Raw genomic sequence first — 22,721 nt, forward strand, 5'->3', positions numbered from 1 at the left:
CCGCCGTGGCAGATACTGGACGGGTTATGGACATCCTCATCCTTGCTGTAGTCATCGCCCTGGTCGCGGTCGGCGCGATCAGCGGGCTCGTGGTCAGCAGCCGCAAGAAGAAGCAGCTGCCGCCCTCGGCACCGTCGAGCACGCCGACCATCACTGCCCCGCCCGCCGAACCGCAGGTGGGGGAGGACGCCGTAGAGACGGCGGAAGAGCCCCGCCGCACGATCGAGGAGGTCGGCCTCCCCGAAGCGGAGGCTGCGGCTCCCGAGGCGCCCGCCGTCGTCGCCGAGCCCGAGGCACCGGCCGCCCCCGAGATCGAGGTGCCCGAGCCCACCGCCGGCCGCCTGGTCCGGCTGCGCGCCCGCCTCGCCCGGTCGCAGAACTCGCTCGGCAAGGGGCTGCTCACGCTGCTCTCGCGTGAGCACCTCGACGAGGACACCTGGGAGGAGATCGAGGAGACCCTCCTGATCGCCGACGTCGGTGTCGTGCCGACGCAGGAGCTCGTGGACCGGCTCCGCGAGCGGGTCAAGGTGCTCGGCACCCGCACCCCGGCGGACCTGCGCGCCCTGCTCAAGGAGGAGCTGCTGACCCTGGTCGGCACCGACTTCGACCGCGCCGTGAAGACCGAGAGCGGCACCGACACCCCGGGCGTCGTGATGGTCGTCGGCGTCAACGGCACCGGCAAGACCACCACCACGGGCAAGCTGGCCCGCGTGCTCGTCGCCGACGGCCGCTCCGTGGTGCTCGGCGCGGCCGACACCTTCCGCGCCGCCGCCGCCGACCAGCTCCAGACCTGGGGCGACCGCGTGGGCGCCCGTACGGTACGCGGCCCCGAGGGCGGCGACCCGGCCTCGATCGCCTACGACGCGGTCAAGGAGGGCATCGCCGAGGGCGCCGACGTGGTGCTCATCGACACCGCCGGCCGCCTCCACACCAAGACCGGCCTCATGGACGAGCTCGGCAAGGTCAAGCGCGTCGTGGAGAAGCACGGCCCGCTGGACGAGGTCCTGCTGGTCCTGGACGCCACCACCGGGCAGAACGGCCTGACCCAGGCCCGCGTCTTCGCCGAGGTCGTGGACATCACCGGCATCGTGCTGACCAAGCTCGACGGCACCGCCAAGGGCGGCATCGTCGTCGCCGTCCAGCGCGAGCTCGGCGTCCCGGTCAAGCTCGTCGGCCTCGGCGAGGGCCCCGACGACCTCGCGCCCTTCGAGCCGGAGGCGTTCGTCGACGCCCTGATCGGCGACTGAGCGCAGCCCGTACGCGGTGCACGCAGCCCGTACGCATGACAGCGCCCCCGCGTTCCGGCCGGAACCCGGGGGCGCTGTCGTAGGCACGTGTACTAGCGCCGGAGCCGGTGGCAGATGTATGCGAGCGTGCCCAGCAGCAGCCGGGCCTGCGGCGGGCCGCCCGCGGAGTCCAGCGCGGGCGGGCGCAGCCAGCCGACCGGGCCCAGGCCCGCGTGGTCGGACGGCGGGGCGGTCAGGAAGGCGCCGGGCCCCAGGGCCCGCAGGTCGAGGTCGGCGTCGTCCCAGCCCATCCGGTACAGCAGCTGCGGCAGCTCGGCGGCCGCGCCCGGGGCCACGAAGAACTGGGCCCGGCCGTCCGGGGTCGCGGTGACCGGCCCGAGCGGCAGGCCCATCCGCTCCAGGCGGACCAGCGCCCGGCGCCCGGCCTCCTCCGAGACCTCGATGACGTCGAAGGTCCGGCCGACGGGGAGCAGTACCGCCGCACCGGGGTAGCCGCCCCAGGTCTCGGTGACCTCGTCGAGGGTGGCGCCGGCCGGGACGGTCGGAGCCAGGGGGAGCGGATGAGCCCCCGGTGCGCTGCAACCCGTATGACCGCAGGAGCAGCCGCGGGCGGGGGCCGCGGCGCGGGCGCCGGGGACCACGTCCCAGCCCCACAGTCCGGTGTACTCCGCGACCGCCGTGCACTCCGAGCTCCGGCCGCGGCGCCGCGAGCCGGAACGGAACTCCTTGGTGCTGCGGCTGCCGCCGATCGTGAAGCCCATGCCCATGCCCCCTCCAACGGGTCGGACGCGCAGGTGGTTACGACGTCGGCGGGACGGGATGCGGGGCCGGGGGCGAGCCCGGTGCCCGGAGGGGCTGCCCGGCGCACTCCTCGCCGCGCGCGCCCCCACCGCACTCCCGTCCATCCGATCGTTTTCGCCTCGGTGTCAAGTGAATCGCGCCTGGCGGGTGGCTAGTTCATTCAAAGGGGTGGCGAATGGTGGCGTTTCTGGAATCGACCTCGCGGAGGGGGTGATCGTAGGATTACTTTCAGTGCACCAAACCCCGAAGGCGGGCCGTCCGTGGTTATGCCGGAGGCAACTTGTGGAGGACCTGTGAAGGTCCGTGGCGGCGCTCGCCGCTCCAGCCAGGGTTTCGTGTGAAGAGGCTGAGTGGATGGGGGCGTTCCAGTGAGCGGCAACGGCGCAAGCGGAACGAGCGTGGAGCCGGAGGTCCCGGGCTCCGCGGCCCGCAATGAGCAACTGACCTCCTGGTTCGTCCGCAGCGGCTGGTCGAAGGGCGAACTCGCCCGCCAGGTGAACCGGCGCGCCCGGCAGATGGGCGCCCACCACATCAGCACGGACACCTCCCGGGTGCGCCGCTGGCTCGACGGCGAGCAGCCCCGCGAGCCCGTCCCGCGGATCCTGTCCGAGCTGTTCTCCGAGCGCTTCGGCTCCGTCGTCGCCATCGAGCAGCTCGGGCTGCGCACCGCCCACCAGACGCCCTCCGTCTCCGGCGTCGACCTGCCCTGGGCCGGCCCGCAGACCGTCGAGCTGCTCGGGGAGTTCTCCCGCAGCGACCTGATGCTGGCCCGCCGCGGCTTCCTGGGGACCTCGCTGGCCCTCTCCGCCGGCCCCGCCCTCATCGAGCCCATGCAGCGCTGGCTCGTCCCGGTCGCCGCCGCCGACCCGGGCCCCCGCGAGGCGGGTGCGCCCGGCGCCCTCAGCGGCCACCGCCCGCCCCGGCTCTCCGAACCGGAACTCGGCCTCCTCGAAGCCACCACCGTCATGTTCCGCCAGTGGGACGCCCAGTGCGGCGGCGGACTGCGCCGCAAGGCCGTCGTGGGCCAGCTGCACGAGGTCACCGACCTGCTCCAGGAGAACCACCCGGCCCCCGTCATGCGCCGGCTCTTCAAGGTCGCCGCGGAACTCGCCGAACTGGCCGGCTGGATGAGCTACGACATCGGCCTGCACCCCACCGCGCAGAAGTACTTCGTCCTGGCGCTGCACGCCGCCAAGGAGGGCGGGGACAAGCCGCTCGGCTCGTACATCCTCTCCAGCATGAGCCGCCAGATGATCCACCTGGGCCGCCCCGAGGACGCCCTGGAACTCATCCACCTCGCCCAGTACGGCAGCCGCGACTGCGCCGGCCCGCGCACCCAGGCCATGCTGTATGCGATGGAGGCCCGCGCCTACGCCAACATGGGCCAGCCCAGCCGCTGCAAACGAGCCGTCCGGATGGCCGAGGACACCTTCTCCGACGTCGACTTCGGCGGCGAGCCCGAACCCGACTGGATCCGGTTCTTCTCCGAGGCCGAGCTGAACGGCGAGAACTCCCACTCGTACCGCGACCTGGCCTACGTGGCCGGGCGCAGCCCCATGTACGCCTCGCTCGCCGAACCGGTGATGCAGCGGGCCGTGGACCTCTTCGAGAAGGACGACGAGCACCAGCGCTCGTACAGCCTCAACCTGATCGGCATGGCCACCGTGCACCTGCTGCGGCGCGAGCCCGAGCAGGCCGTCGTCCTCGTCGACCGCGCCCTGAAGGTGGCGGAAAAGGTGCGCTCCGAACGGGTCAATACGCGGATCCGCAAGACCGTCGACACCGCCGCCCGTGAGTACGGCGACGTGGCCGACGTGGTCCAGCTGACCGACCAGCTCGCCTCCCGGCTCCCCGAGGCCGCGGTGGCCGTCTGACGGCCCGCGCGGCCGCCCCCGAAGGCCCCGGCCGCGGCAGTCACCCCGTGAAGCCCGATCAGGCTCCCCCAGCCAGGTCCCCCGGGTGCTGCCGCGGCCGGCTCGCTTTTTCTGCGCCTGAACCGGCGCCGCTCTCGCGGAGGTGGTTGCTCGCCGTCGTGGTTCCTCAATTCATGGTTGCCGTGTTCATCGTGCTGTAACAGCCCGGACGCCTTCGTCATCGGCGCGAAACACCCAGCGGCGCCGCCGGAAACCGGCCTGCGCGAATCTCAGGGCCAATAACCGGCCAGCCCCCAGGCCCCCACCCCCCGGCCTTACGCCTTGCGCCGCTCAGGTTTTCACGATCGCCCGCACGCGAACGTACCGACGACGAGGAGACGCCGATGGCATCAGCCATCACGACCCTCGCGGCAGACGCCCCGACGCTCTCTGCCGCGAACACCGGGTTCATGCTCATCTGCTCCGCCCTGGTCATGCTGATGACCCCCGGGCTCGCCTTCTTCTACGGCGGCATGGTCCGAGTCAAGAGCAGCCTCAACATGCTCATGATGAGCTTCATCAGCCTCGGGATCGTCACGATCCTCTGGGTCCTCTACGGCTTCAGCCTCGCCTTCGGCACGGACTCCGGCAGCATCATCGGCTGGTCCTCCGACTACGTCGGCCTCAGCGGCATCGGCATCACCGAGCTGTGGGACGGGTACACCATCCCGGTCTACGTCTTCGCGGTCTTCCAGCTGATGTTCGCCGTCATCACCCCCGCCCTGATCAGCGGCGCCCTGGCCGACCGCGTGAAGTTCAGCGCCTGGGCCCTGTTCAGCGCCCTGTGGGTCACCGTCGTCTACTTCCCCGTCGCCCACTGGGTCTGGGGCGCCGGCGGCTGGCTCTTCGAGCTCGGCGTCATCGACTTCGCGGGCGGCACCGCCGTCCACATCAACGCCGGCGCCGCGGCCCTCGGCGTCATCCTGGTCATCGGCAAGCGCGTCGGCTTCAAGCGGGACCCGATGCGCCCGCACAGCCTCCCGCTCGTGATGCTCGGCGCCGGTCTGCTCTGGTTCGGCTGGTTCGGCTTCAACGCCGGCTCCTGGCTCGGCAACGACGACGGCGTGGGCGCGGTCATGTTCGTCAACACCCAGGTCGCCACCGCCGCCGCCATGCTCGCCTGGCTCGCGTACGAGAAGCTGCGCCACGGCTCCTTCACCACCCTCGGCGCCGCCTCCGGCGCGGTCGCGGGCCTCGTCGCCATCACCCCCTCCGGCGGCTCCTGCTCCCCGCTCGGCGCGATCGCCATCGGCGCCATCGCCGGTCTGGTCTGCGCCATGGCCGTCGGCCTCAAGTACAAGTTCGGCTACGACGACTCCCTCGACGTCGTCGGCGTCCACCTCGTCGGCGGAGTCATCGGCTCGCTCCTGGTGGGCTTCTTCGCCACCGGCGGGGTCCAGTCCGACGCGGCCGGCCTCTTCTACGGCGGCGGCCTGGAGCAGCTCGGCAAGCAGGCCGTCGGAGTCTTCTCCGTACTCGCCTACTCTCTCGTGGTGTCCGCGATCCTCGCCTTCCTCCTGGACAAGACGATCGGGATGCGGGTCACCGAGGACGACGAGGTCTCCGGCATCGACCAGGTCGAGCACGCCGAGACCGCCTACGACTTCAGCGGAGCCGGCGGCGGCGCCTCCTCCCGGAGCACCGCCGCACCCGCCCCCGTTGCCGCCGCGAGCAAGAAGGTTGACGCATGAAGCTGATCACCGCGATCGTCAAGCCGCACCGGCTCGACGAGATCAAGGACGCCCTCCAGCGGTTCGGAGTCCAGGGGCTCACCGTCTCCGAGGCCAGCGGGTACGGCCGCCAGCGCGGCCACACCGAGGTCTACCGCGGCGCCGAGTACACCGTGGACCTCGTACCGAAGATCCGTATCGAGGTGGTCGTCGAGGACGACGACGCCGAATCGGTGATGGACGTCCTGGTCAAGGGCGCCCGCACCGGAAAGATCGGTGACGGCAAGGTGTGGAGCGTCCCCGTGGACGCGGTCATCCGCGTCCGCACCGGCGAGCGCGGCGCAGAAGCGCTCTAGGCGACGGGAGCTCCTGGGTGACGAGTGTCGAAGAGACCACGACGGGTGATTCCGACGAACCGTCCGCCTCGGGACCCAGCGGTTACGCCGCGGCCCGGCTGCGACTCCTCCAGGAGGAGTCGCGGTCCGGGCCTTCGCGGCGTTCCGCGCTGGCCGGGCTGACCGACGACTGGCTGAACGCCCTGTTCACCACGGCCCTGCGGGAGACCGGGGTGCGGGGCGCCACCCTCGTCGCCGTCGGCGGCTACGGGCGGGCCGAACTCTCCCCGCGCAGCGACCTCGACCTGCTGCTGCTCCACGACGGCAAGGCCGAGCCGCGGGCACTGAGCGCGCTGGCCGACCGCATCTGGTACCCCGTGTGGGACCTGGGCGTGGCCCTCGACCACTCGGTGCGGACCCCGGCCGAGGCCCGCAAGACCGCCGCCGAGGACCTCAAGGTGCACCTGGGGCTGCTGGACGCCCGGCCGGTCGCGGGCGACGCGGGGCTGCTCGCGGGCCTGCGCACCTCGGTGCTGGCCGACTGGCGCAACCAGGCCGCCAAGCGGCTCCCGCAGCTGCACGCGCTGTGCAGGGAGCGGGCCGAGCGGGCCGGGGAGCTGCGCTTCCTGCTGGAACCCGACCTCAAGGAGGCCCGCGGCGGGCTCCGCGACGCCACCGCGCTGCGGGCGGTCGCCGCGTCCTGGCTGGCCGACGCCCCGCGCGAGGGGCTGGCCGAGGCCCGGCGGCGGCTGCTGGACGCGCGCGACGCCCTGCACCTGGTGACGGGCCGGGCGACCGACCGGCTCGCGCTCCAGGAACAGGACCAGGTCGCGGCCCAGCTGGGGCTGCTCGACGCGGACGTGCTGCTGCGCGAGGTGTACGAGGCCGCGCGGGTCGTCGCGTACGCCGGGGACGTGACCTGGCGGGAGGTCGGGCGGGTCCTGCGGGCCCGCGCGGCCCGTCCGAGGCTGCGCGGGCTGCTCGGGACGCGGGGGGCCGCGGCGGCCGAGCGGGCGCCGCTCGCGGAAGGGGTCGTGGAGTCCGACGGCGAGGCCGTCCTGGCCCTGGCCGCCCGGCCCGACCGGGATCCCGTGCTGGCGCTGCGGTTCGGGGCCGCGGCCGCGCAGGCCGGGCTGCCGGTGTCGCTGCACGCCGTACGAAGGCTCGCGGCGCAGGCCAAGCCGCTGCCGGTGCCGTGGCCCGCCGAGGCGCGGGAGCAGCTGCTGACCCTGCTGGGGGCGGGGGAGCCGACCGTCGCGGTCTGGGAGGCCCTGGAGGCGGAGGGGCTGATCACCCGGCTGCTGCCCGACTGGGAACGGGTGCGGTGCCGGCCGCAGCGCAATCCCGTGCACACCTGGACGGTGGACCGGCACCTGGTGGAGACGGCGGTACGGGCCTCCGCCCTGACCCGCCGGGTCGGCCGGCCCGACCTGCTGCTGATGGCCGCCCTGCTGCACGACATCGGCAAGGGCTGGCCCGGGGACCACTCGGTGGCGGGCGAGACGATCGCCCACGACGTGGCCGTACGCGTGGGCTTCGACGAACGGGACGCCTCCGTGCTGGGCGTGCTCGTACGGCACCACCTGCTGCTGATCGACACCGCGACGCGGCGCGACCTCGACGATCCCGCGACGGTCCGTTCGGTCGCGGAGGCCGTGGGATCGCTCGGCACGCTGGAGATACTGCACGCGCTGACCGAGGCGGACGCGCTGGCCACCGGCCCGGCGGCGTGGAGCACGTGGCGGGGCTCGCTGGTGGCGGACCTCGTGGCGCGGGTGGCCGCGGTGCTGCGGGGCGCGCCCCCCGCGGCGGCGGAGCCGGCCATCGCGACGACCGACCAGGAACGCCTCGCGGTGGAGGCGCTGCGCACCGGGGAGCCGGTGCTGGCGCTGCACGCGCGCCAGGAGGAGGACGACGCGGTCGGCGTCGAGCTGGTGGTGGCGGTCCCGGACCAGCCGGGGGTCCTCCCGGCGGTGGCCGGCGTACTGGCCCTGCACCGGCTCACGGTCCGGGCCGCCGACCTGCGCTCGCTGGAGCTGCCGGAGCTGGCCGGCGAGGTGCTGGTCCTGCGGTGGCGGGTGGCGGCGGAGTACGGGGCGCTGCCGGAGGCGGCCCGGCTGCGGACGGACCTGATCCGGGCGCTCGACGGCTCGCTGGACGTCCCGGCGAAGCTGGCGGACCGCGAGGCGGCGTACCCGCGGCGGCGCGGGGTGGTGCCGCCGCCGCCCCGGGTCACGGTGGTCCCGGAGGTGTCCTCGCTGGCCACGGTCCTGGAGGTGCGTGCTCCGGACGCGGTGGGTCTGCTGCACCGGATCGGGCGCGCGCTGGAATCCTCCGGGGTACGGGTGCGCAGCGCGCACGTCTCGACGCTGGGCGCCAACGCGGTGGACTCCCTGTACGTGGTCGACGCCGACGGCAAACCGCTGCCCCCTGCCGCCGCCGCGGCCCTGGCCGCCGCCCTGGAGGGCGCCCTCCGCTGACCGGGGGTCGGGGGCCCGCCGCGCGGCGTCCGGGGGCGGAGCCCGGGGCCGGAAACGGGCGGGTCCCCGGACGGGGGGAGGGCCCGATACCCTGGGGGGCGACCACACGCCCCCGACCCGAGGAATCGCGACCACCGTGTTCGATACGCTTTCCGACCGCCTCAGCGCGACCTTCAAGTCCCTCCGGGGCAAGGGCCGCCTCTCCGAGCAGGACATCGACGCTGCGGCGCGGGAAATCCGTATCGCCCTCCTCGAGGCCGACGTCGCCCTCCCCGTCGTCCGTTCCTTCATCGCGAACGTCAAGGAGCGCGCCCGCGGCGAAGAGGTCTCCAAGGCCCTGAACCCGGGCCAGCAGGTCCTCAAGATCGTCAACGACGAGCTCGTGTCGATCCTCGGCGGCGAGACCCGGCGGCTGCGCTTCGCCAAGACCGCGCCCACCGTGATCATGCTCGCCGGCCTCCAGGGTGCCGGTAAGACCACCCTCGCCGGAAAGCTCGGCCTCTGGCTCAAGGGCCAGGGCCACTCCCCGCTGCTCGTCGCCTGCGACCTCCAGCGCCCCAACGCCGTCAACCAGCTCAGCGTCGTCGCCGAGCGCGCCGGCGTCGCGGTCTACGCGCCCGCCCCCGGCAACGGCATCGGCGACCCGGTGCAGGTGGCCAAGGACTCCATCGAGTACGCCCGCACCAAGCAGTACGACATCGTCATCGTAGACACCGCCGGCCGCCTCGGCATCGACTCCGAGCTGATGCAGCAGGCCGCGGACATCCGCGACGCCGTCAGCCCCGACGAGATCCTCTTCGTCGTCGACGCCATGATCGGCCAGGACGCGGTCAACACCGCCGAGGCCTTCCGCGACGGCGTCGGCTTCGACGGCGTCGTGCTCTCCAAGCTCGACGGCGACGCCCGCGGCGGTGCCGCGCTCTCCATCGCGCACGTCACCGGCAAGCAGATCATGTTCGCCTCGAACGGCGAGAAGCTCGACGAGTTCGACGCGTTCCACCCCGACCGCATGGCGGGCCGGATCCTCGACATGGGTGACATGCTCACCCTCATCGAGCAGGCCGAGAAGACCTTCAGCCAGGCCGAAGCCGAGAAGATGGCGGCCAAGCTGGCCAAGGGCCCCAAGGAGTTCACGCTCGACGACTTCCTGGCCCAGATGGAGCAGGTCCGGAAGATGGGCTCCATCTCCAAGCTGCTCGGCATGCTCCCCGGCATGGGGCAGATCAAGGACCAGATCAACAACATCGACGAGCGCGACGTCGACCGCATGGCCGCGATCATCAAGTCGATGACCCCGGCCGAGCGCCACGACCCGCACATCATCAACGGCTCGCGCCGCGCCCGTATCGCCAAGGGCTCCGGCGCCGAGGTCAGTGCCGTCAAGAACCTCGTCGAGCGCTTCTTCGAGGCCCGCAAGATGATGTCCCGCATGGCGCAGGGCGGCGGGATGCCGGGGATGCCGGGCATCCCCGGGATGGGCGGCGGCCCCGGCCGGCAGAAGAAGCAGATCAAGCAGGCCAAGGGCAAGCGCAAGAGCGGCAACCCGATGAAGCGCAAGGAAGAGGAGGCGGCGGCAGCCGCCCGCCGCGAGCAGGGCCCGCAGAGCGCCCCGCCCGCGACCGGCAGCCCGTTCGGCCTTCCCGCCGGCGGCGGCCAGTCGGGCCAGGACTTCGACCTTCCGGACGAGTTCAAGAAGTTCATGAAGTAAGCGGCAGCCGTACGAGGGCGTACGGAAAGGGCCCTGGCGGGATCATCCCGCCAGGGCCTTCCTCGTACGTACTGCGGGCGCAATGGTGCGTTATATCCCTTATGGTCGGCCACGAGGACGGCAGTAAGGAGGCCACGTGCCCAGCCCCACCCCCGTACCGCCTCGCGAACGCGCCGATACGCCCTGGCGCTCCGAGGGCGCGCCGACGCCGCCACCCAAGAGGAAGATGCCCGGGGGCTGGCGCGGACTGGTCCTCGCCGCACTGATCGTCTTCCTGCTCGCCAACGTGGCCCTGTCGTACTTCAACCAGGGCGACGAGCCGACCGTCTCGTACACGGAGTTCAGCAAGCAGGTCGCCGACGGCAACGTCTCGAAGATCTACTCCAAGGGCGACGCCATCCAGGGCGAGCTGAAGAACAAGCAGCCGCTGCCCGACGGCGACAAGGGCGACTACACGAAGTTCGTCACCCAGCGCCCGGCCTTCGCCGACGACGACCTGTGGGCGAACCTCAGCAAGCACAACGTCGTCGTCACGGCCTCCCCGGTCGTCCTGCAGCGCAGCTTCCTGGCCAATCTGCTGATCTCGCTCGCCCCGATGCTGCTGCTGGTCCTCCTGTGGGTGTTCATCGCCCGCCGCATGGGCTCGGCCATGGGCGGCGTCGGCGGGCTGGGCCGCAAACAGCCGCCCAAGCCCGTCGAGCTGGAGGGCGGCAAGCGCACCACCTTCGCCGACGTGGCCGGCATCGACGAGGTCAAGGGCGAGCTCAACGACGTCGTGGACTTCCTCAAGAACCCCCAGCGGTACCGGGCCCTGGGCGCCAGGATGCCCGGCGGGGTGCTGCTCGCCGGACCGCCCGGCACGGGCAAGACGCTGCTGGCGCGGGCGGTCGCGGGCGAGGCCGGGGTGCCGTTCTTCTCCGCCTCCGCCTCCGAGTTCATCGAGATGATCGTCGGCGTGGGCGCCTCCCGGGTCCGCGAACTCTTCTCCGAGGCGCGGAAGGTGGCCCCCGCGATCATCTTCATCGACGAGATCGACACCATCGGCCGGGCCCGCGGCGGCGGGGCCGCCATGGGCGGCCACGACGAGCGTGAACAGACCCTGAACCAGATCCTGACCGAGATGGACGGCTTCTCCGGCTCGGAGGGCGTCGTCGTCCTCGCCGCCACCAACCGGCCCGACGTCCTCGATCCGGCGCTCACCCGCCCCGGCCGCTTCGACCGCACGGTCTCGGTCTCCCCGCCCGACCGGGCCGGCCGCGAGGCCATCCTGCGGATCCACACCCGGGACATCCCGCTCGCCGCCGACGCGGACCTCGACCAGGTGGCCCGCACCACTCCCGGCATGACCGGCGCGGACCTCGCCAACCTGGCCAACGAAGCCGCCCTCCTCGCGGTGAAGCACAAGCAGAGCCAGGTCACCCAGGCAGACTTCATGGACGCCCTGGAGAAGGTCCAGCTGGGCGCCGCCCGGTCGCTGGTCATGCCGGAGGAGGAGCGCCGCCGCACGGCCTACCACGAGAGCGGCCACGCCCTGCTGGGCATGCTCCAGCCGGGCGCCGACCCGGTCCGCAAGATCACGATCGTGCCGCGCGGCCGAGCGCTCGGCGTCACCCTCTCCACCCCCGACGCGGACCGCTACTCGTACACGGAGGAGTACCTGCGCGGCCGCATCATCGGCGCGCTGGGCGGCATGGCGGCCGAGCACGTCGTGTTCGACGTCATCACCACGGGCGCGGAGAACGACCTGGAACAGGTCACCAACCTCGCCCGCGGCATGGTCGGCCGCTGGGGCATGAGCGAGCGCGTCGGCCGCCTCACCGCGATCCCGGCCGACGCGCAGAGTCCGTACGGGCTGCTGGCGGCACCCGCCACCCTCGACGCGGTGGACCACGAGATGCGGCGGATCGTCGACGAGTGCTACCTGGAGGCCTGCCGACTGCTGCGCGAACACCGGCCGAAACTCGACGCGCTGACCGAGGCCCTGCTGGCGAACGAGACCCTGGACGAGCCGGCCGCCTACGAGGCCGCGGGCATTCCCCGCCTCTCGAAGGAGGTGAAGTAGCGGCGCGGGCCCCGCCGACACCCCTACGGCACGCGGGCGATCACGTAGCGGAAGATGTTCGGCAGCCACACGGCGCCGTCCGGCCGCTCGTACGGGTGAAGCGCCTCGGTCAGCTCCTTCTCGACCTGCGCCGGATCGGACGAGGACTCGTACAGCCCCGTCGACAGCAGCCCCCGTACCGCGCTGTCCACGTCCGCGTACCCGAACGGGCAGAACACCCGGCCCGATCCGTCGGGCGTGAGCCCGGCCTTCGCCACCGCCGCGTCCAGGTCCCGCGGCGCGGGACCGCCGCCCAGGACCGCGGGCACCGTGCACCGCTCCGCCGGGCCCCAGTCGGCCATCACCACCGCCCCGCCCCGCCGGACCGCCGGCAGGGCCGCGTCCAGGGCCGCCGCGGTCGGGGAGAAGGCCAGCAGCACGTCGTACGGGCGCACGCCCCCCGGCGGGGCCGGGACCACCTCCAGCAGCCGCTCGCGCGCCAGCGCCCGCCGCGCCGGGTCCGCCTCCACCCCCGTGGCGGCGGCTCCCCGCCCCGCGGCCAGCAGCAGGGCCAGCCCCGACCCGCAGTCCAGGCCGAGCAGCCGGTCGCCCGGCCCGACCTCCAGCCGGTCGTAGACCGCTTCGTACAGCGGTACCAGCATCCGTTCCTGGATCTCCGCCCAGTCCCGGGCGACGAGCGTCGCCGTCGGCGTCGGTGTCATCGAAAGAGCGCTCCTGATTCCTTGTCGCCCCCTTGCCCCCGTTGCCAGAGAACTCCCCATTCGCCCCCGCGTCCAGAGGAGTGCGCCACCCGATTCACGCTCGGCGCGCCCGGCGCCGTACCATTCGCGCCATGGCAAAGGCACCCGTTCTCACCCCCCAGGCGGAGGATTTCCCCCGCTGGTACCAGGATCTGATCAACAAGGCCGAGCTGGCCGACAACGGTCCGGTACGCGGCACCATGGTCATCCGACCGTACGGCTACGGGCTGTGGGAGCGGATGCAGCAGGAGATGGACGCGCGCATCAAGGACGCGGGCGCCCAGAACGCGTACTTCCCGCTGTTCATCCCGCAGTCGTACCTGACGCGCGAAGCCGAGCACGTCGAGGGCTTCGCCCCCGAGCTCGCGGTCGTCACGCACGGCGGCGGCAAGGAGCTGGACGAGCCGGTCGTGGTCCGGCCCACCTCCGAGACGATCATCAACGACTACTTCTCGAAGTGGGTCCAGAGCTACCGCGACCTGCCCCTTCTGATCAACCAGTGGGCGAACGTGGTCCGCTGGGAGATGCGCCCGCGCGTCTTCCTCCGTACGAGTGAGTTCCTCTGGCAGGAGGGCCACACCGCCCACGCCACGTACGAGGACGCCCGCGACTACGCCGCCCGCATCCACACGGACGTGTACGGCGACTTCATGACGAACGTGCTCGGCATCGACGTCGTGCTCGGCCGCAAGACCGCCAAGGAGCGCTTCGCCGGCGCCATCAACACCCTCACCCTCGAGGGCATGATGGGCGACGGCAAGGCCCTGCAGCTGGGCACGAGCCACGAGCTCGGCACCAACTTCGCCAAGGCCTTCAACACGCAGTACCTGTCGAAGGAAGGCAAGCAGGAGCTCGTCTGGCAGACCTCGTGGGGCGTCTCGACCCGCATGGTCGGCGGTCTGATCATGTCCCACGGCGACGACAACGGCCTCCGTGTCCCGCCGCGCCTCGCGCACATCCAGGTCGTCGTCATGGCGATCAAGGGCGACGAGGCCGTCACCAAGGTCCGCGAGCTCGGCGCGCAGCTGAAGGCCGCCGGCATCCGCGTGCACGTCGACGACCGCGTCGACACCCCCTTCGGCCGCCGCGCCGTGGACTGGGAGCTCAAGGGCGTACCGGTCCGCGTCGAGATCGGCCCCCGCGACCTGGAGGCCGGCACCGCGATGCTGGCCCGCCGGATCCCGGGCGGCAAGGAGCCCGTGCAGATCGACGCGCTCGCCGACCTGCTGCCCAAGGTGCTCGAAGAGGACCAGGCGCAGCTGCTGCGCGAGTCCCGCGAGCGCCGCCTGGCCCGCACCTCCGACGTCTCCACCATCGAGGAGGCCGCCGAGGCCGCCATCGCCGGCGGCTGGGCGCGGATCCCGTGGGCCGACCTCGGCCCCGAGGGCGAGGCCAGGCTGGGCGAGCAGGCCGTCTCCGTACGCTGCCTGATCGCCGCGGACGGATCGGTTCCGGAGGCGGACGACGCCCCCGGTACGCTCGCGATCGTCGCGCGCTCGTACTGATCGCCCCTCTCTGACCAGGGGTCGGCCCCGGCGCACGGCACGAGCCGCGCGCCGGGGCCGATCCTTTTGGTCGACGTTACGTACCGACTCATCCTGGGATCGGCGCACCCGTCCTCGTCGGGACGCATGAGACTGAACTGACTGGTACGTGCAAAAAATTTGGAATGGCCCGGAATCGGAACACCGGGGCACCCCGGCTCGTTGTCACGACGTGAGCACGACACCACCTGTTCTCGCCGCAGAGCTGGCGCAGGCGTGGGCCGATATTCAGCGGTACCACCCCGAGCTGCCTGACCTTGCCGCGCCCGAGTCCCTGATCGGAGAGTCCTCGTCCGCCTGCGGCGCCGAGCTCTCCTTCGAGCGACTGCTGCACGAGGCAGTCCACGGCATCGCAGCCGCCCGCGGAGTGCGCGACACCTCGCGGGCAGGCCGCTACCACAACCGCAGATTCCTCGCGATCGCCGAGGAGATGGGGCTGGACCACGCCGACGAGCCGCACGCCAGCAGCGGCTTCTCGCTGGTCTCGCTCAATCCCGAGGCGAAGAAGCGCTACCGCCCCACCATGGAGAGGCTGCAGCGCGCGCTGAAGGCGCACACGGCCGCGACGGCCGCCGACACCAAGCGCAGCTTCCGCGGGCCGGCCGCCCGGCACGGCTCCTCGGGTGGCGGTGTCCGCGTCAAGGCGGTCTGCGACTGCGGGCGCAATGTGCGGGTGGTCCCCTCCGTGCTGGCCCAGGCGCCGATCGTGTGCGGCGGCTGTATGAAGCCGTTCCGCATCCCCGAGGTCGCCGTCTCGGCCGCCGCCTCCTGAGCCCGGCCGACTCCCCCGCGAGAAGCGCCGCAGGCATGTGGCACAATGGCTAGCTGTACTCGACAGTCGCATAGGACCCCTCTCTCCTCCGGCTGACGCGTCCATCGGGCACCCGAGTACCGCAACCCCACGTGGCATCTCATGTGCCCAACCACGTCAAGTTCAGGAGACACCACTCCAGTGGCAGTCAAGATCAAGCTCAAGCGCCTCGGCAAGATTCGCCAGCCGCACTACCGCATCGTCGTCGCCGACGCCCGCACCCGCCGGGACGGTCGCGCGATCGAAGAGATCGGTATCTACCACCCGACGTACAACCCGTCGCGCATCGAGGTCAACGCCGAGCGTGCGCAGTACTGGCTGTCCGTCGGCGCCCAGCCCACCGAGGCTGTGCTCGCCATCCTGAAGCTGACCGGTGACTGGCAGGCGCACAAGGGCCTCCCGGCCCCCGCGCCGCTGCTGCAGCCGGAGACGAAGGAGAGCAAGCGTCGCTCCTTCGACGAGTTCGCCAAGGCCCTCGAGGGCATCGGCGAGACCAAGGGCGATGCCATCACGCAGAAGGCGAAGAAGGCCGACAAGAAGGCGGACGAGGCTGAGGCCGCCGCCGAGTCGACCGAGGCCTGATCATGCTCGAGGAGGCTCTTGAGCACCTCGTGAAGGGCATTGTGGACAACCCCGACGAAGTGCAGGTCGCCTCGCGCAACCTGCGTCGCGGGCAGGTGCTCGAGGTCCGGGTTCACCCGGACGACCTCGGGAAGGTGATCGGCCGTAACGGCCGCACCGCGCGTGCTCTGCGTACCGTCGTGGGCGCCATCGGCGGCCGGGGGATCCGCGTCGACCTCGTCGACGTGGACCAGGTCCGCTGAGACTTGGTTCATCGAGAACGTGAATCACCGGCACGGGCCGGGGAGGGCATTCGTGCCCGCCCCGGCCCGTCGTCGTCTGAACAGGAGAAATAGGTGGAGCTGGTAGTCGCGCGGATCGGCCGCGCCCACGGGATCAAGGGTGAGGTCACCGTCGAGGTGCGGACCGACGAGCCGGAGCTGCGGCTCTCGCCCGGTGCCGTGCTGCGGACCGAACCGGCGTCGGCGGGTCCGCTGACCATCGAGACGGGCCGCGTGCACAGCGGGAGGCTGATGCTCCGCTTCGCCGGCGTCAAGGACCGCACCGGCGCCGAGGCGCTGCGCAACATCCTGCTGATCGCCGATGTCGACCCCTCGGAGCTCCCCGAGGAGGAGGACGAGTACTACGACCACCAGCTGATGGACCTGGACGTGGTGCTGGAGGACGGTACCGAGATCGGCCGGATCACCGAGATCTCCCACCTGCCCTCGCAGGACCTCTTCATCGTCGAGCGCCCCGACGGCACCGAGGTGATGATCCCGTTCGTCGAGGAGATCGTCGCCGAGATCGACCTGGAGGAGCAGCGCTGCGTCATCACCCCGCCGCCCGGGCTGATCGACGACCGCGCCGAGATCGTCTCCACGCGTGACGACGGGGCCGAGGCCGGGGAAGAAGCCTGATGCGTCTCGACGTCGTCACGATCTTCCCCGAGTACCTGGAGCCGCTGAACGTCTCCCTCGTCGGCAAGGCGCGGGCCCGTGGGCAGCTCGACGTACACGTCCACGACCTGCGGGACTGGACGTACGACCGGCACAACACGGTCGACGACACCCCGTACGGCGGCGGTCCCGGCATGGTCATGAAGACCGAGCCGTGGGGCGAGGCCCTCGACGCGGCCCTGGCCGACGGGTACGAGTCCGGCGCGCGCGGGCCGGTCATGGTCGTCCCCACGCCCAGCGGCCGCCCGTTCACCCAGGAACTGGCCGTCGAGCTCTCCGAGCGGCCCTGGCTGATCTTCACGCCGGCCCGGTACGAGGGCATCGACCGCCGGGTCATGGACGAGTACGCCACGCGCATGCCGGTCTACGAGGTCTCCATCGGCGACTACGTGCTGGCGGGCGGCGAGGCCGCCGTCCTCGTCGTCACCGAGGCCGTGGCCCGGCTGCTGCCCGGTGTGCTCGGCAACGCCGAATCGCACCGCGACGACTCCTTCGCACCCGGCGAGATGGCGAACCTGCTGGAGGGGCCGGTCTACACGAAGCCCCCCCAGTGGCGCGGCCGGGGCATCCCGGACGTGCTGCTCAGCGGCCACCACGGGAAGATCGCCCGCTGGCGCCGGGACGAGGCCTTCCGCCGGACCGCGCGGCACCGTCCGGATCTGATCGAGCGCTGCGAGGCCTCGGCCTTCGACAAGAAGGACCGCGAGATCCTGAGCATCCTGGGCTGGCGGCCCGCCGCCGACGGCCGATTTTGGCGTAGGCCGGAGGCCGTGGAAGAATAGGCGGCTGCTGTGTGCTCGCGTGCGCCCCTGCCACAGGGGGACAGTCGTTCGCCGAGTGACGCGGCTCCCGAATTCTCTCCGGAAACCCGCACCGGCGGCCTGTGGCGTCGTGCGAAGAAAGCAGACGAAGAACATGTCTCACCTGCTCGATGGCGTCAACGCCGCCTCGATCCGCTCCGACGTCCCGGCCTTCCGCCCGGGTGACACGATCAACGTGCACGTCCGCGTCATCGAGGGCAACCGCTCCCGTATCCAGCAGTTCAAGGGTGTTGTCATCCGTCGCCAGGGCTCTGGCGTCTCCGAGACCTTCACCGTTCGCAAGGTCTCCTTCAGCGTCGGCGTCGAGCGCACCTTCCCGGTGAACTCCCCGATCTTCGAGAAGATCGAGCTCGTCACCCGCGGTGACGTGCGTCGCGCCAAGCTGTACTTCCTCCGTGAGCTCCGCGGCAAGGCCGCGAAGATCAAGGAGAAGCGCGACCGCTGATCTCCTCTCCGGGTCCCGGAGGCGGCCGGATAGGCTCGCCCTCGATGGACACCGAAGCAGAGCTCACACAGCGCGGCCACTCCTCCCCCGAACCGGGGGAGGGGCGGCCGCGTTCTGCGTTGTGGGGACGGAGTGCGCTGCCCACGTGGCGGGCCTTCCTGACGGTGCGGGGAGCGGCGCTGCTGGGCGTGGTGTGTACGGGGTTCCTGCTGCTGGTCAGCAACTTCGTCGTACAGCCCTTCCAGATCCCGAGCCGGTCGATGGAGCCGACGCTCCAGGTCGGGGACCGGGTGCTGGTGAACAAACTGGCGTACCGTTTCGGCGATGGGCCGAAGCGCGGGGACGTGGTGGTCTTCGACGGCACGGGCTCCTTCGTACAGGAGCGGGCCGAGGGCAATCCGATCGGCGAGGCCCTGCAGGGCGCGGCCTCCGCGCTCGGGATCGGCGAGCCGTCCGAGACCGACTTCGTGAAGCGGGTCGTGGGCGTCGGCGGGGACGACGTGGTGTGCTGCGACGCCGGAGGGCGGATCAAGGTGAACGGGGTCCCCGTGGAGGAGCCGTACCTGTACCCCGGCGACGCGCCCTCGAAGGTGCCTTTCCGGATCGTCGTACCCCTTGGGACCCTGTGGGTCATGGGTGATCATCGTTCCCAGTCCCGGGACTCCCGGGACCACCTGGGGGAACCGGGCGGGGGGATGGTGCCGGTGGAGAAGGTGATCGGGCGGGCCGACTGGATCGGCTGGCCGGTCTCGCGCTGGGGATCGACTCCCACGGCGACACCGTCCTCCGGTGGCGGTCATGGGTAGCCGGGGGCGGTCCAGAGGCGGCCGGGTCCCCGAGCCGGAGCCGGATCCGGAGCCCGAGCCGAGGCGGACGCCCCAGCCCCCGCCCGCGCCCCGATTCTGGCGTGCCCCCGAGACTCCGGGCGGCCCCGAGCCCCGGCGGGAGCCCGAGCCCGCCGCGGTCCCCGAGCGGCCGGTGCGGGAGCCCGGGTCGCGGCGAGGGGCCAAGGCGCAACCCGTCGCGGCCGAGAGCGGCGGCCGGGCCGAGCGGCGCCGGCTGGCCCGCCGGGTCAAGCGGCGCAGGCGTACCCGCCGGGTGGGCGAGGTGCCGCTGCTGATCATCGTGGCGCTGTGCATCGCGCTGGTCCTCAAGACCTTCCTCGTACAGGCCTTCTTCATCCCGTCCGGATCCATGGAGCAGACGATCCGGATCGGCGACCGGGTGCTGGTCGACAAGCTGACCCCGTGGTTCGGCTCCAAGATCGAGCGCGGCGACGTCGTGGTGTTCAAGGACCCCGGCGGCTGGCTCAAGGGCGAGGCCGCGCGCCCGCCCGAGGACCCGGTCGGCGTCAAGCAGATCAAGGAGACGCTGACCTTCATCGGCCTGCTGCCCTCCGCCGACGAACAGGACCTGATCAAGCGGGTCATCGGCGTCGGCGGCGACACCGTCGTGTGCTGCGACGCCAAGGGCCGCGTCACCGTCAACGGAACGGCCCTCGACGAGCCGTACGTGAGCCCCGGCAACGCCCCCTCCGAAATCCGGTTCGAGGTGCAGGTGCCCCGCGGGCGGCTCTTCGTCATGGGCGACCACCGGGCGAATTCGGCCGATTCCCGCTTCCACCTCGACGAGGCCTTCGACGGCACCATCGACGAGAAGGGCGTCGTGGGGCAGGCCGTCGTCATCGCCTGGCCGTTCGACCACTGGCGCAAGCTCGAACAGCCCGTGACCTTCCGTTCGGTCCCCGATCCGGCCCCGAGCGGGCGACGCGGCCGCCGACGGCGCCGACGCGGCCCGCCGTTCGCATAGTGTGTCCTCGGTCTCCCGCGCCTTAGGGAACTCCCGCTCGTTAAGGGAGGGGAGGGCCCGTATCCGATTCGGCGCGGGCGGCGATCTGCGAGGTTGAGGAGTGGATGTGGGGGATGTGGCGGTAGGCGCGCGATCCGGACGCGATGAAGGCGAGGAGCGGCCGGACGATGCCGAGCGCGAGGCCGAGGACAGTGGTGCCGAGGCGAAGCCGCACCGCTCGTTCTGGAAGGAGCTCCCGCTCCTCGTCGGCATCGCCCTGCTGCTCGCCCTACTGATCAAGACCTTCCTGGTGCAGGCGTTCTCGATCCCGTCCGACTCGATGCAGAACACCCTGCAGCGCGGCGACCGGGTGCTCGTGGACAAGCTGACGCCGTGGTTCGGTTCTGAGCCCGAGCGCGGCGAGGTCGTGGTCTTCCACGACCCCGCGAGCTGGCTGGCCGGGGAGCCCACCCCGGAGCCCAACTTCGCGCAGCAGGTCCTCAGCAAGATCGGCCTGATGCCGTCCGCGGACGAGAAGGACCTGATCAAGCGGACCATCGCCATCGGCGGTGACACGGTCGAGTGCAAGAAGGGCGGCCCGGTCGTCGTCAACGGCAAGGAGCTCGACGAGCCGTACATCTACCCGGGCAACACCCCGTGCGACGACGCCCCGTTCGGTCCGATCACGGTGCCCAAGGGCAAGATCTGGGTGATGGGCGACCACCGGCAGAACTCGCAGGACTCCCGCTACCACATGCAGGACTCCACCCAGGGGTTCGTGCCCGTCGACAAGGTCGTCGGACGGGCCGTGGTCGTGGCCTGGCCGATCACCCGGTGGGCGACCCTGCCCATCCCGGACACCTTCGACCAGCCGGGCATCGGTAACCAGACCAGGGCGACCGCGATGGGCCTCGGGGCCGCAGGGCTGGCGCCCGTCGGGCTCGGACCGGCCGCGCTGGGCCTGGCCGGAGCGGTTCCGGTCGTCATGTGGCGTCGGCGGAGGCTGACCAGCGGGACTACCGGCAGGTAGGGTGCCGCCCAGGTCGTCGATCCCGGAAGTGTGGGGGCGCTGCAATGGGCGAAACGCTGAATACGCGGACAAGCGGTACCGAGGGCATCCGCGGTACCGGAGGAACACGCGGTGGCAAGGACGGCCGCGGCGGTCTCGGCAACGTGCTGTCGGGAGTCGCCGTGGCCGTCGGCTTTGTGCTCTTCCTGGGCGCCTTCGCCTGGGGGGCCTTCACCTACAGGCCGTACACGGTGCCGACCGACTCGATGATGCCGACGGTGAACCCCGGGGACCACGTGATCGCGCAGCGGATCGACGGCGGTCAGGTGCGGCGCGGCGACGTGGTCGTGTTCACCGACCACACGTGGAGCGACACGCCCATGGTCAAGCGTGTCGTCGCCATCGGCGGCGACACCGTGAAGTGCTGCGGGGCGGGAGGCCGCCTCACCGTGAACGGCAAGGAGCTCGACGAGCCGTACCTCGAGCACGCCCTGCCCGAGGGGGCGGCCGCGAGCAGCGCCGCCGTGCCGGCCTCCGACACCCCCTTCGAGGTCACGGTGCCCGAGGGCAACCTCTTCCTGCTGGGCGACGAGCGCGCCGCCTCGCTCGACTCCCGGGCCCACCTCCAGGAGGCCGGCCAGGGCACCGTGCCGCGGTCCGCGGTCCAGGCCCGGGTCGACGCCCTCGCCTGGCCCACGGTGAAGATGCTGGAGCGGCCCGCCACCTACGCCTCCCTTCCCGGAGGGACCTCGCGGCCGGGGCCGCTGCGCCTCCAAGCGGCCGTGGTGGTGGCCGGAGCCGCCCTGGTGCTGCTGGGGGCCGCGTACGGGCCCCTCGTACGGGTCCTGCGGCGCGGGCGGCGGCGGGAGCCGGCCGGTGCCCGCTGACGCGGCCGGCGCGGGCGGCCCCCGCAAGGTGTCCCGGGTGATCCTGCTGGACCCCGCGGACCGGATCCTGCTGCTGCACGGCTTCGAACCGGACAATCCCGCGGACCACTGGTGGTTCACCCCGGGCGGCGGGCTCGAAGGCGGCGAGACCCGGGAGCAGGCCGCGCTGCGGGAGCTCGCCGAGGAGACGGGGATCACAGAGGTGGATCTGGGGCCGGTGCTGTGGCAGCGGTACTGCTCGTTCCCGTTCGACGGGCGGCGCTGGGAGCAGGACGAGTGGTACTACCTGGCCCGGACCACGCGGACGCGGACCGAGCTGAGCGGGCTCACCGAGCTGGAGCGACGCAGCGTCAGCGGTGCCAGGTGGTGGACCTCCGAGGAACTTCTCTCGGCCCATGAGACGGTGTACCCGACCAGACTCGCCGAGCTGCTCCGTACGCTGCTCGACGACGGTCCCCCGGGTGCGCCGGTGGTCCTGGCCCCCGAAATCGTTTAGGGGCGCACGGGCCTGGCGCACAATAGGGGGACGCACGGCTGAAGGGGAACATGCCATGAGCGCCGAGGACCTCGAGAAGTACGAGACCGAGATGGAGCTGAAGCTCTATCGCGAGTACCGCGACGTCGTCGGGCTGTTCAAGTACGTGATCGAGACCGAACGTCGTTTCTACCTCACGAACGACTACGAGATGCAGGTGCACTCGGTCCAGGGGGAGGTGTTCTTCGAGGTCACGATGGCCGACGCCTGGGTGTGGGACATGTACCGGCCGGCCCGCTTCGTGAAGCAGGTGCGGGTGCTGACCTTCAAGGACGTGAACATCGAGGAGCTCAACAAGAGCGATCTCGAACTGCCGGGCAGCTGACGCCCGTCCCTTCGCCGCCCGCGCGCGCTCTCGCGGCCACCGTCCCGGCCTTCCCGGTTTCACCCTCAGGGGTGAGGGGG

Annotated in this window: 22 protein-coding genes; 20 read left to right on the forward strand and 2 right to left on the reverse strand. The window is 71.7% G+C overall.

All coding sequences use genetic code 11. From position 1 onward, the window contains the following. Positions 1–26: 26 nt before the first annotated feature. Positions 27–1,247, forward strand: a complete 1,221-nt coding sequence (gene ftsY, locus OG509_RS26935) for a signal recognition particle-docking protein FtsY (RefSeq protein WP_406185093.1) — start codon at positions 27–29, stop codon at positions 1,245–1,247. Positions 1,248–1,339: 92 nt separating this feature from the next. Here ftsY and OG509_RS26940 read toward each other — a convergent pair whose 3' ends face one another. Next, positions 1,340–2,008, reverse strand: a complete 669-nt coding sequence (locus OG509_RS26940) for a bifunctional DNA primase/polymerase (protein ID WP_406185095.1) — start codon at positions 2,006–2,008, stop codon at positions 1,340–1,342. Positions 2,009–2,416: 408 nt separating this feature from the next. Between OG509_RS26940 and OG509_RS26945 the strand changes: the two genes are divergently transcribed. The 6 genes from OG509_RS26945 (at position 2,417) to ftsH (ending at position 12,216) form a co-directional block, all read left to right on the forward strand. Further along, positions 2,417–3,922: a hypothetical protein gene (locus OG509_RS26945; protein WP_406185096.1), complete on the forward strand. Its 1,506-nt coding sequence runs from the start codon at positions 2,417–2,419 to the stop codon at positions 3,920–3,922. 383 nt (positions 3,923–4,305) lie between these two features. After that, positions 4,306–5,652, forward strand: coding sequence for an ammonium transporter (locus OG509_RS26950; RefSeq protein WP_406185097.1), 1,347 nt, complete (start codon positions 4,306–4,308; stop codon positions 5,650–5,652). Further along, positions 5,649–5,987 carry a P-II family nitrogen regulator gene (locus OG509_RS26955; protein WP_053691083.1) on the forward strand — a complete coding sequence of 113 codons (339 nt, stop codon included), beginning with the start codon at positions 5,649–5,651 and terminating at the stop codon, positions 5,985–5,987. Before OG509_RS26950 ends, OG509_RS26955 begins: the two co-directional genes overlap by 4 nt. 17 nt (positions 5,988–6,004) lie before the next feature. Next, entirely contained in the window at positions 6,005–8,446 is a 2,442-nt protein-coding gene (locus OG509_RS26960; protein WP_406185098.1) for a [protein-PII] uridylyltransferase, read from the forward strand. Positions 8,447–8,582: 136 nt separating this feature from the next. After that, positions 8,583–10,154 carry a signal recognition particle protein gene (ffh, locus tag OG509_RS26965; protein ID WP_406185099.1) on the forward strand — a complete coding sequence of 524 codons (1,572 nt, stop codon included), beginning with the start codon at positions 8,583–8,585 and terminating at the stop codon, positions 10,152–10,154. Positions 10,155–10,380: 226 nt separating this feature from the next. Next, the gene (gene ftsH / locus OG509_RS26970) at positions 10,381–12,216 is read left to right on the forward strand and encodes an ATP-dependent zinc metalloprotease FtsH (protein ID WP_406187695.1); all 1,836 of its coding nucleotides are present in this window, start codon (positions 10,381–10,383) and stop codon (positions 12,214–12,216) included. 23 nt (positions 12,217–12,239) lie between these two features. Here ftsH and OG509_RS26975 read toward each other — a convergent pair whose 3' ends face one another. Next, positions 12,240–12,917, reverse strand: a complete 678-nt coding sequence (locus OG509_RS26975) for a methyltransferase type 11 (protein ID WP_406185100.1) — start codon at positions 12,915–12,917, stop codon at positions 12,240–12,242. A gap of 131 nt (positions 12,918–13,048) precedes the next feature. Here OG509_RS26975 and proS point away from each other — a divergent pair, with 131 nt between their 5' ends. The 13 genes from proS to OG509_RS27040 all read left to right on the forward strand — a co-directional run bounded on the left by proS (position 13,049) and on the right by OG509_RS27040 (position 22,641). Continuing rightward, a complete protein-coding gene (proS, locus tag OG509_RS26980; RefSeq protein WP_406185101.1) occupies positions 13,049–14,461 on the forward strand; it encodes a proline--tRNA ligase in 1,413 nt (470 codons plus the stop codon). Positions 14,462–14,672: 211 nt separating this feature from the next. Further along, positions 14,673–15,272, forward strand: a complete 600-nt coding sequence (locus tag OG509_RS26985; RefSeq protein WP_385589279.1) for a hypothetical protein — start codon at positions 14,673–14,675, stop codon at positions 15,270–15,272. Between the two features lie 180 nt (positions 15,273–15,452). Continuing rightward, positions 15,453–15,893, forward strand: coding sequence for a 30S ribosomal protein S16 (gene rpsP / locus OG509_RS26990; RefSeq protein WP_406185103.1), 441 nt, complete (start codon positions 15,453–15,455; stop codon positions 15,891–15,893). Between the two features lie 2 nt (positions 15,894–15,895). Further along, the gene (locus OG509_RS26995; protein WP_030011889.1) at positions 15,896–16,135 is read left to right on the forward strand and encodes an RNA-binding protein; all 240 of its coding nucleotides are present in this window, start codon (positions 15,896–15,898) and stop codon (positions 16,133–16,135) included. A 93-nt stretch (positions 16,136–16,228) separates the two neighbouring features. Continuing rightward, positions 16,229–16,792: a ribosome maturation factor RimM gene (gene rimM / locus OG509_RS27000; protein WP_406185104.1), complete on the forward strand. Its 564-nt coding sequence runs from the start codon at positions 16,229–16,231 to the stop codon at positions 16,790–16,792. Continuing rightward, positions 16,792–17,613: a tRNA (guanosine(37)-N1)-methyltransferase TrmD gene (trmD, locus tag OG509_RS27005; protein WP_406185105.1), complete on the forward strand. Its 822-nt coding sequence runs from the start codon at positions 16,792–16,794 to the stop codon at positions 17,611–17,613. The genes rimM and trmD overlap by 1 nt, the downstream gene beginning before the upstream one ends. 133 nt (positions 17,614–17,746) lie before the next feature. Then, positions 17,747–18,097 (forward strand): 50S ribosomal protein L19, encoded by a 351-nt coding sequence (gene rplS / locus OG509_RS27010; RefSeq protein ID WP_008737520.1) that lies wholly within the window; start codon positions 17,747–17,749, stop codon positions 18,095–18,097. A gap of 44 nt (positions 18,098–18,141) precedes the next feature. Then, complete coding sequence (gene lepB, locus OG509_RS27015) at positions 18,142–18,903, forward strand: signal peptidase I (RefSeq protein ID WP_406185106.1); 762 nt, start codon at positions 18,142–18,144, stop codon at positions 18,901–18,903. Then, positions 18,896–19,906, forward strand: a complete 1,011-nt coding sequence (lepB, locus tag OG509_RS27020) for a signal peptidase I (RefSeq protein ID WP_406187696.1) — start codon at positions 18,896–18,898, stop codon at positions 19,904–19,906. Before lepB (OG509_RS27015) ends, lepB (OG509_RS27020) begins: the two co-directional genes overlap by 8 nt. A gap of 115 nt (positions 19,907–20,021) precedes the next feature. Further along, complete coding sequence (lepB, locus tag OG509_RS27025; protein ID WP_406187697.1) at positions 20,022–20,915, forward strand: signal peptidase I; 894 nt, start codon at positions 20,022–20,024, stop codon at positions 20,913–20,915. A 44-nt stretch (positions 20,916–20,959) separates the two neighbouring features. After that, the gene (gene lepB, locus OG509_RS27030; RefSeq protein ID WP_406185107.1) at positions 20,960–21,781 is read left to right on the forward strand and encodes a signal peptidase I; all 822 of its coding nucleotides are present in this window, start codon (positions 20,960–20,962) and stop codon (positions 21,779–21,781) included. Then, entirely contained in the window at positions 21,771–22,277 is a 507-nt protein-coding gene (locus tag OG509_RS27035; protein ID WP_406185108.1) for an NUDIX hydrolase, read from the forward strand. The genes lepB (OG509_RS27030) and OG509_RS27035 overlap by 11 nt, the downstream gene beginning before the upstream one ends. Before the next feature lie 55 nt (positions 22,278–22,332). Beyond that, positions 22,333–22,641 (forward strand): DUF2469 domain-containing protein, encoded by a 309-nt coding sequence (locus OG509_RS27040; RefSeq protein WP_006139554.1) that lies wholly within the window; start codon positions 22,333–22,335, stop codon positions 22,639–22,641. The last annotated feature ends 80 nt before the right edge of the window (positions 22,642–22,721 follow it).

The organism is Streptomyces sp. NBC_01006 (genome assembly GCF_045162725.1).
Lineage (GTDB): Bacteria > Actinomycetota > Actinomycetes > Streptomycetales > Streptomycetaceae > Streptomyces.

Excerpts from the sequence above, each read along its gene's own strand:
- ftsY (WP_406185093.1), top strand. The coding sequence starts at position 27 with ATGGACATCCTCATCCTTGCTGTAGTCATCGCCCTGGTCGCGGTCGGC.
- OG509_RS26940 (WP_406185095.1), bottom strand. The coding sequence starts at position 2,008 with ATGGGCTTCACGATCGGCGGCAGCCGCAGCACCAAGGAGTTCCGTTCC.
- OG509_RS26950 (WP_406185097.1), top strand. The coding sequence starts at position 4,306 with ATGGCATCAGCCATCACGACCCTCGCGGCAGACGCCCCGACGCTCTCT.
- OG509_RS26955 (WP_053691083.1), top strand. The coding sequence starts at position 5,649 with ATGAAGCTGATCACCGCGATCGTCAAGCCGCACCGGCTCGACGAGATC.
- ftsH (WP_406187695.1), top strand. The coding sequence starts at position 10,381 with ATGCCCGGGGGCTGGCGCGGACTGGTCCTCGCCGCACTGATCGTCTTC.
- OG509_RS26975 (WP_406185100.1), bottom strand. The coding sequence starts at position 12,917 with ATGACACCGACGCCGACGGCGACGCTCGTCGCCCGGGACTGGGCGGAG.
- proS (WP_406185101.1), top strand. The coding sequence starts at position 13,049 with ATGGCAAAGGCACCCGTTCTCACCCCCCAGGCGGAGGATTTCCCCCGC.
- OG509_RS26995 (WP_030011889.1), top strand. The coding sequence starts at position 15,896 with ATGCTCGAGGAGGCTCTTGAGCACCTCGTGAAGGGCATTGTGGACAAC.
- trmD (WP_406185105.1), top strand. The coding sequence starts at position 16,792 with ATGCGTCTCGACGTCGTCACGATCTTCCCCGAGTACCTGGAGCCGCTG.
- rplS (WP_008737520.1), top strand. The coding sequence starts at position 17,747 with ATGTCTCACCTGCTCGATGGCGTCAACGCCGCCTCGATCCGCTCCGAC.
- lepB (WP_406185106.1), top strand. The coding sequence starts at position 18,142 with ATGGACACCGAAGCAGAGCTCACACAGCGCGGCCACTCCTCCCCCGAA.
- lepB (WP_406187696.1), top strand. The coding sequence starts at position 18,896 with ATGGGTAGCCGGGGGCGGTCCAGAGGCGGCCGGGTCCCCGAGCCGGAG.
- lepB (WP_406185107.1), top strand. The coding sequence starts at position 20,960 with ATGGGCGAAACGCTGAATACGCGGACAAGCGGTACCGAGGGCATCCGC.
- OG509_RS27040 (WP_006139554.1), top strand. The coding sequence starts at position 22,333 with ATGAGCGCCGAGGACCTCGAGAAGTACGAGACCGAGATGGAGCTGAAG.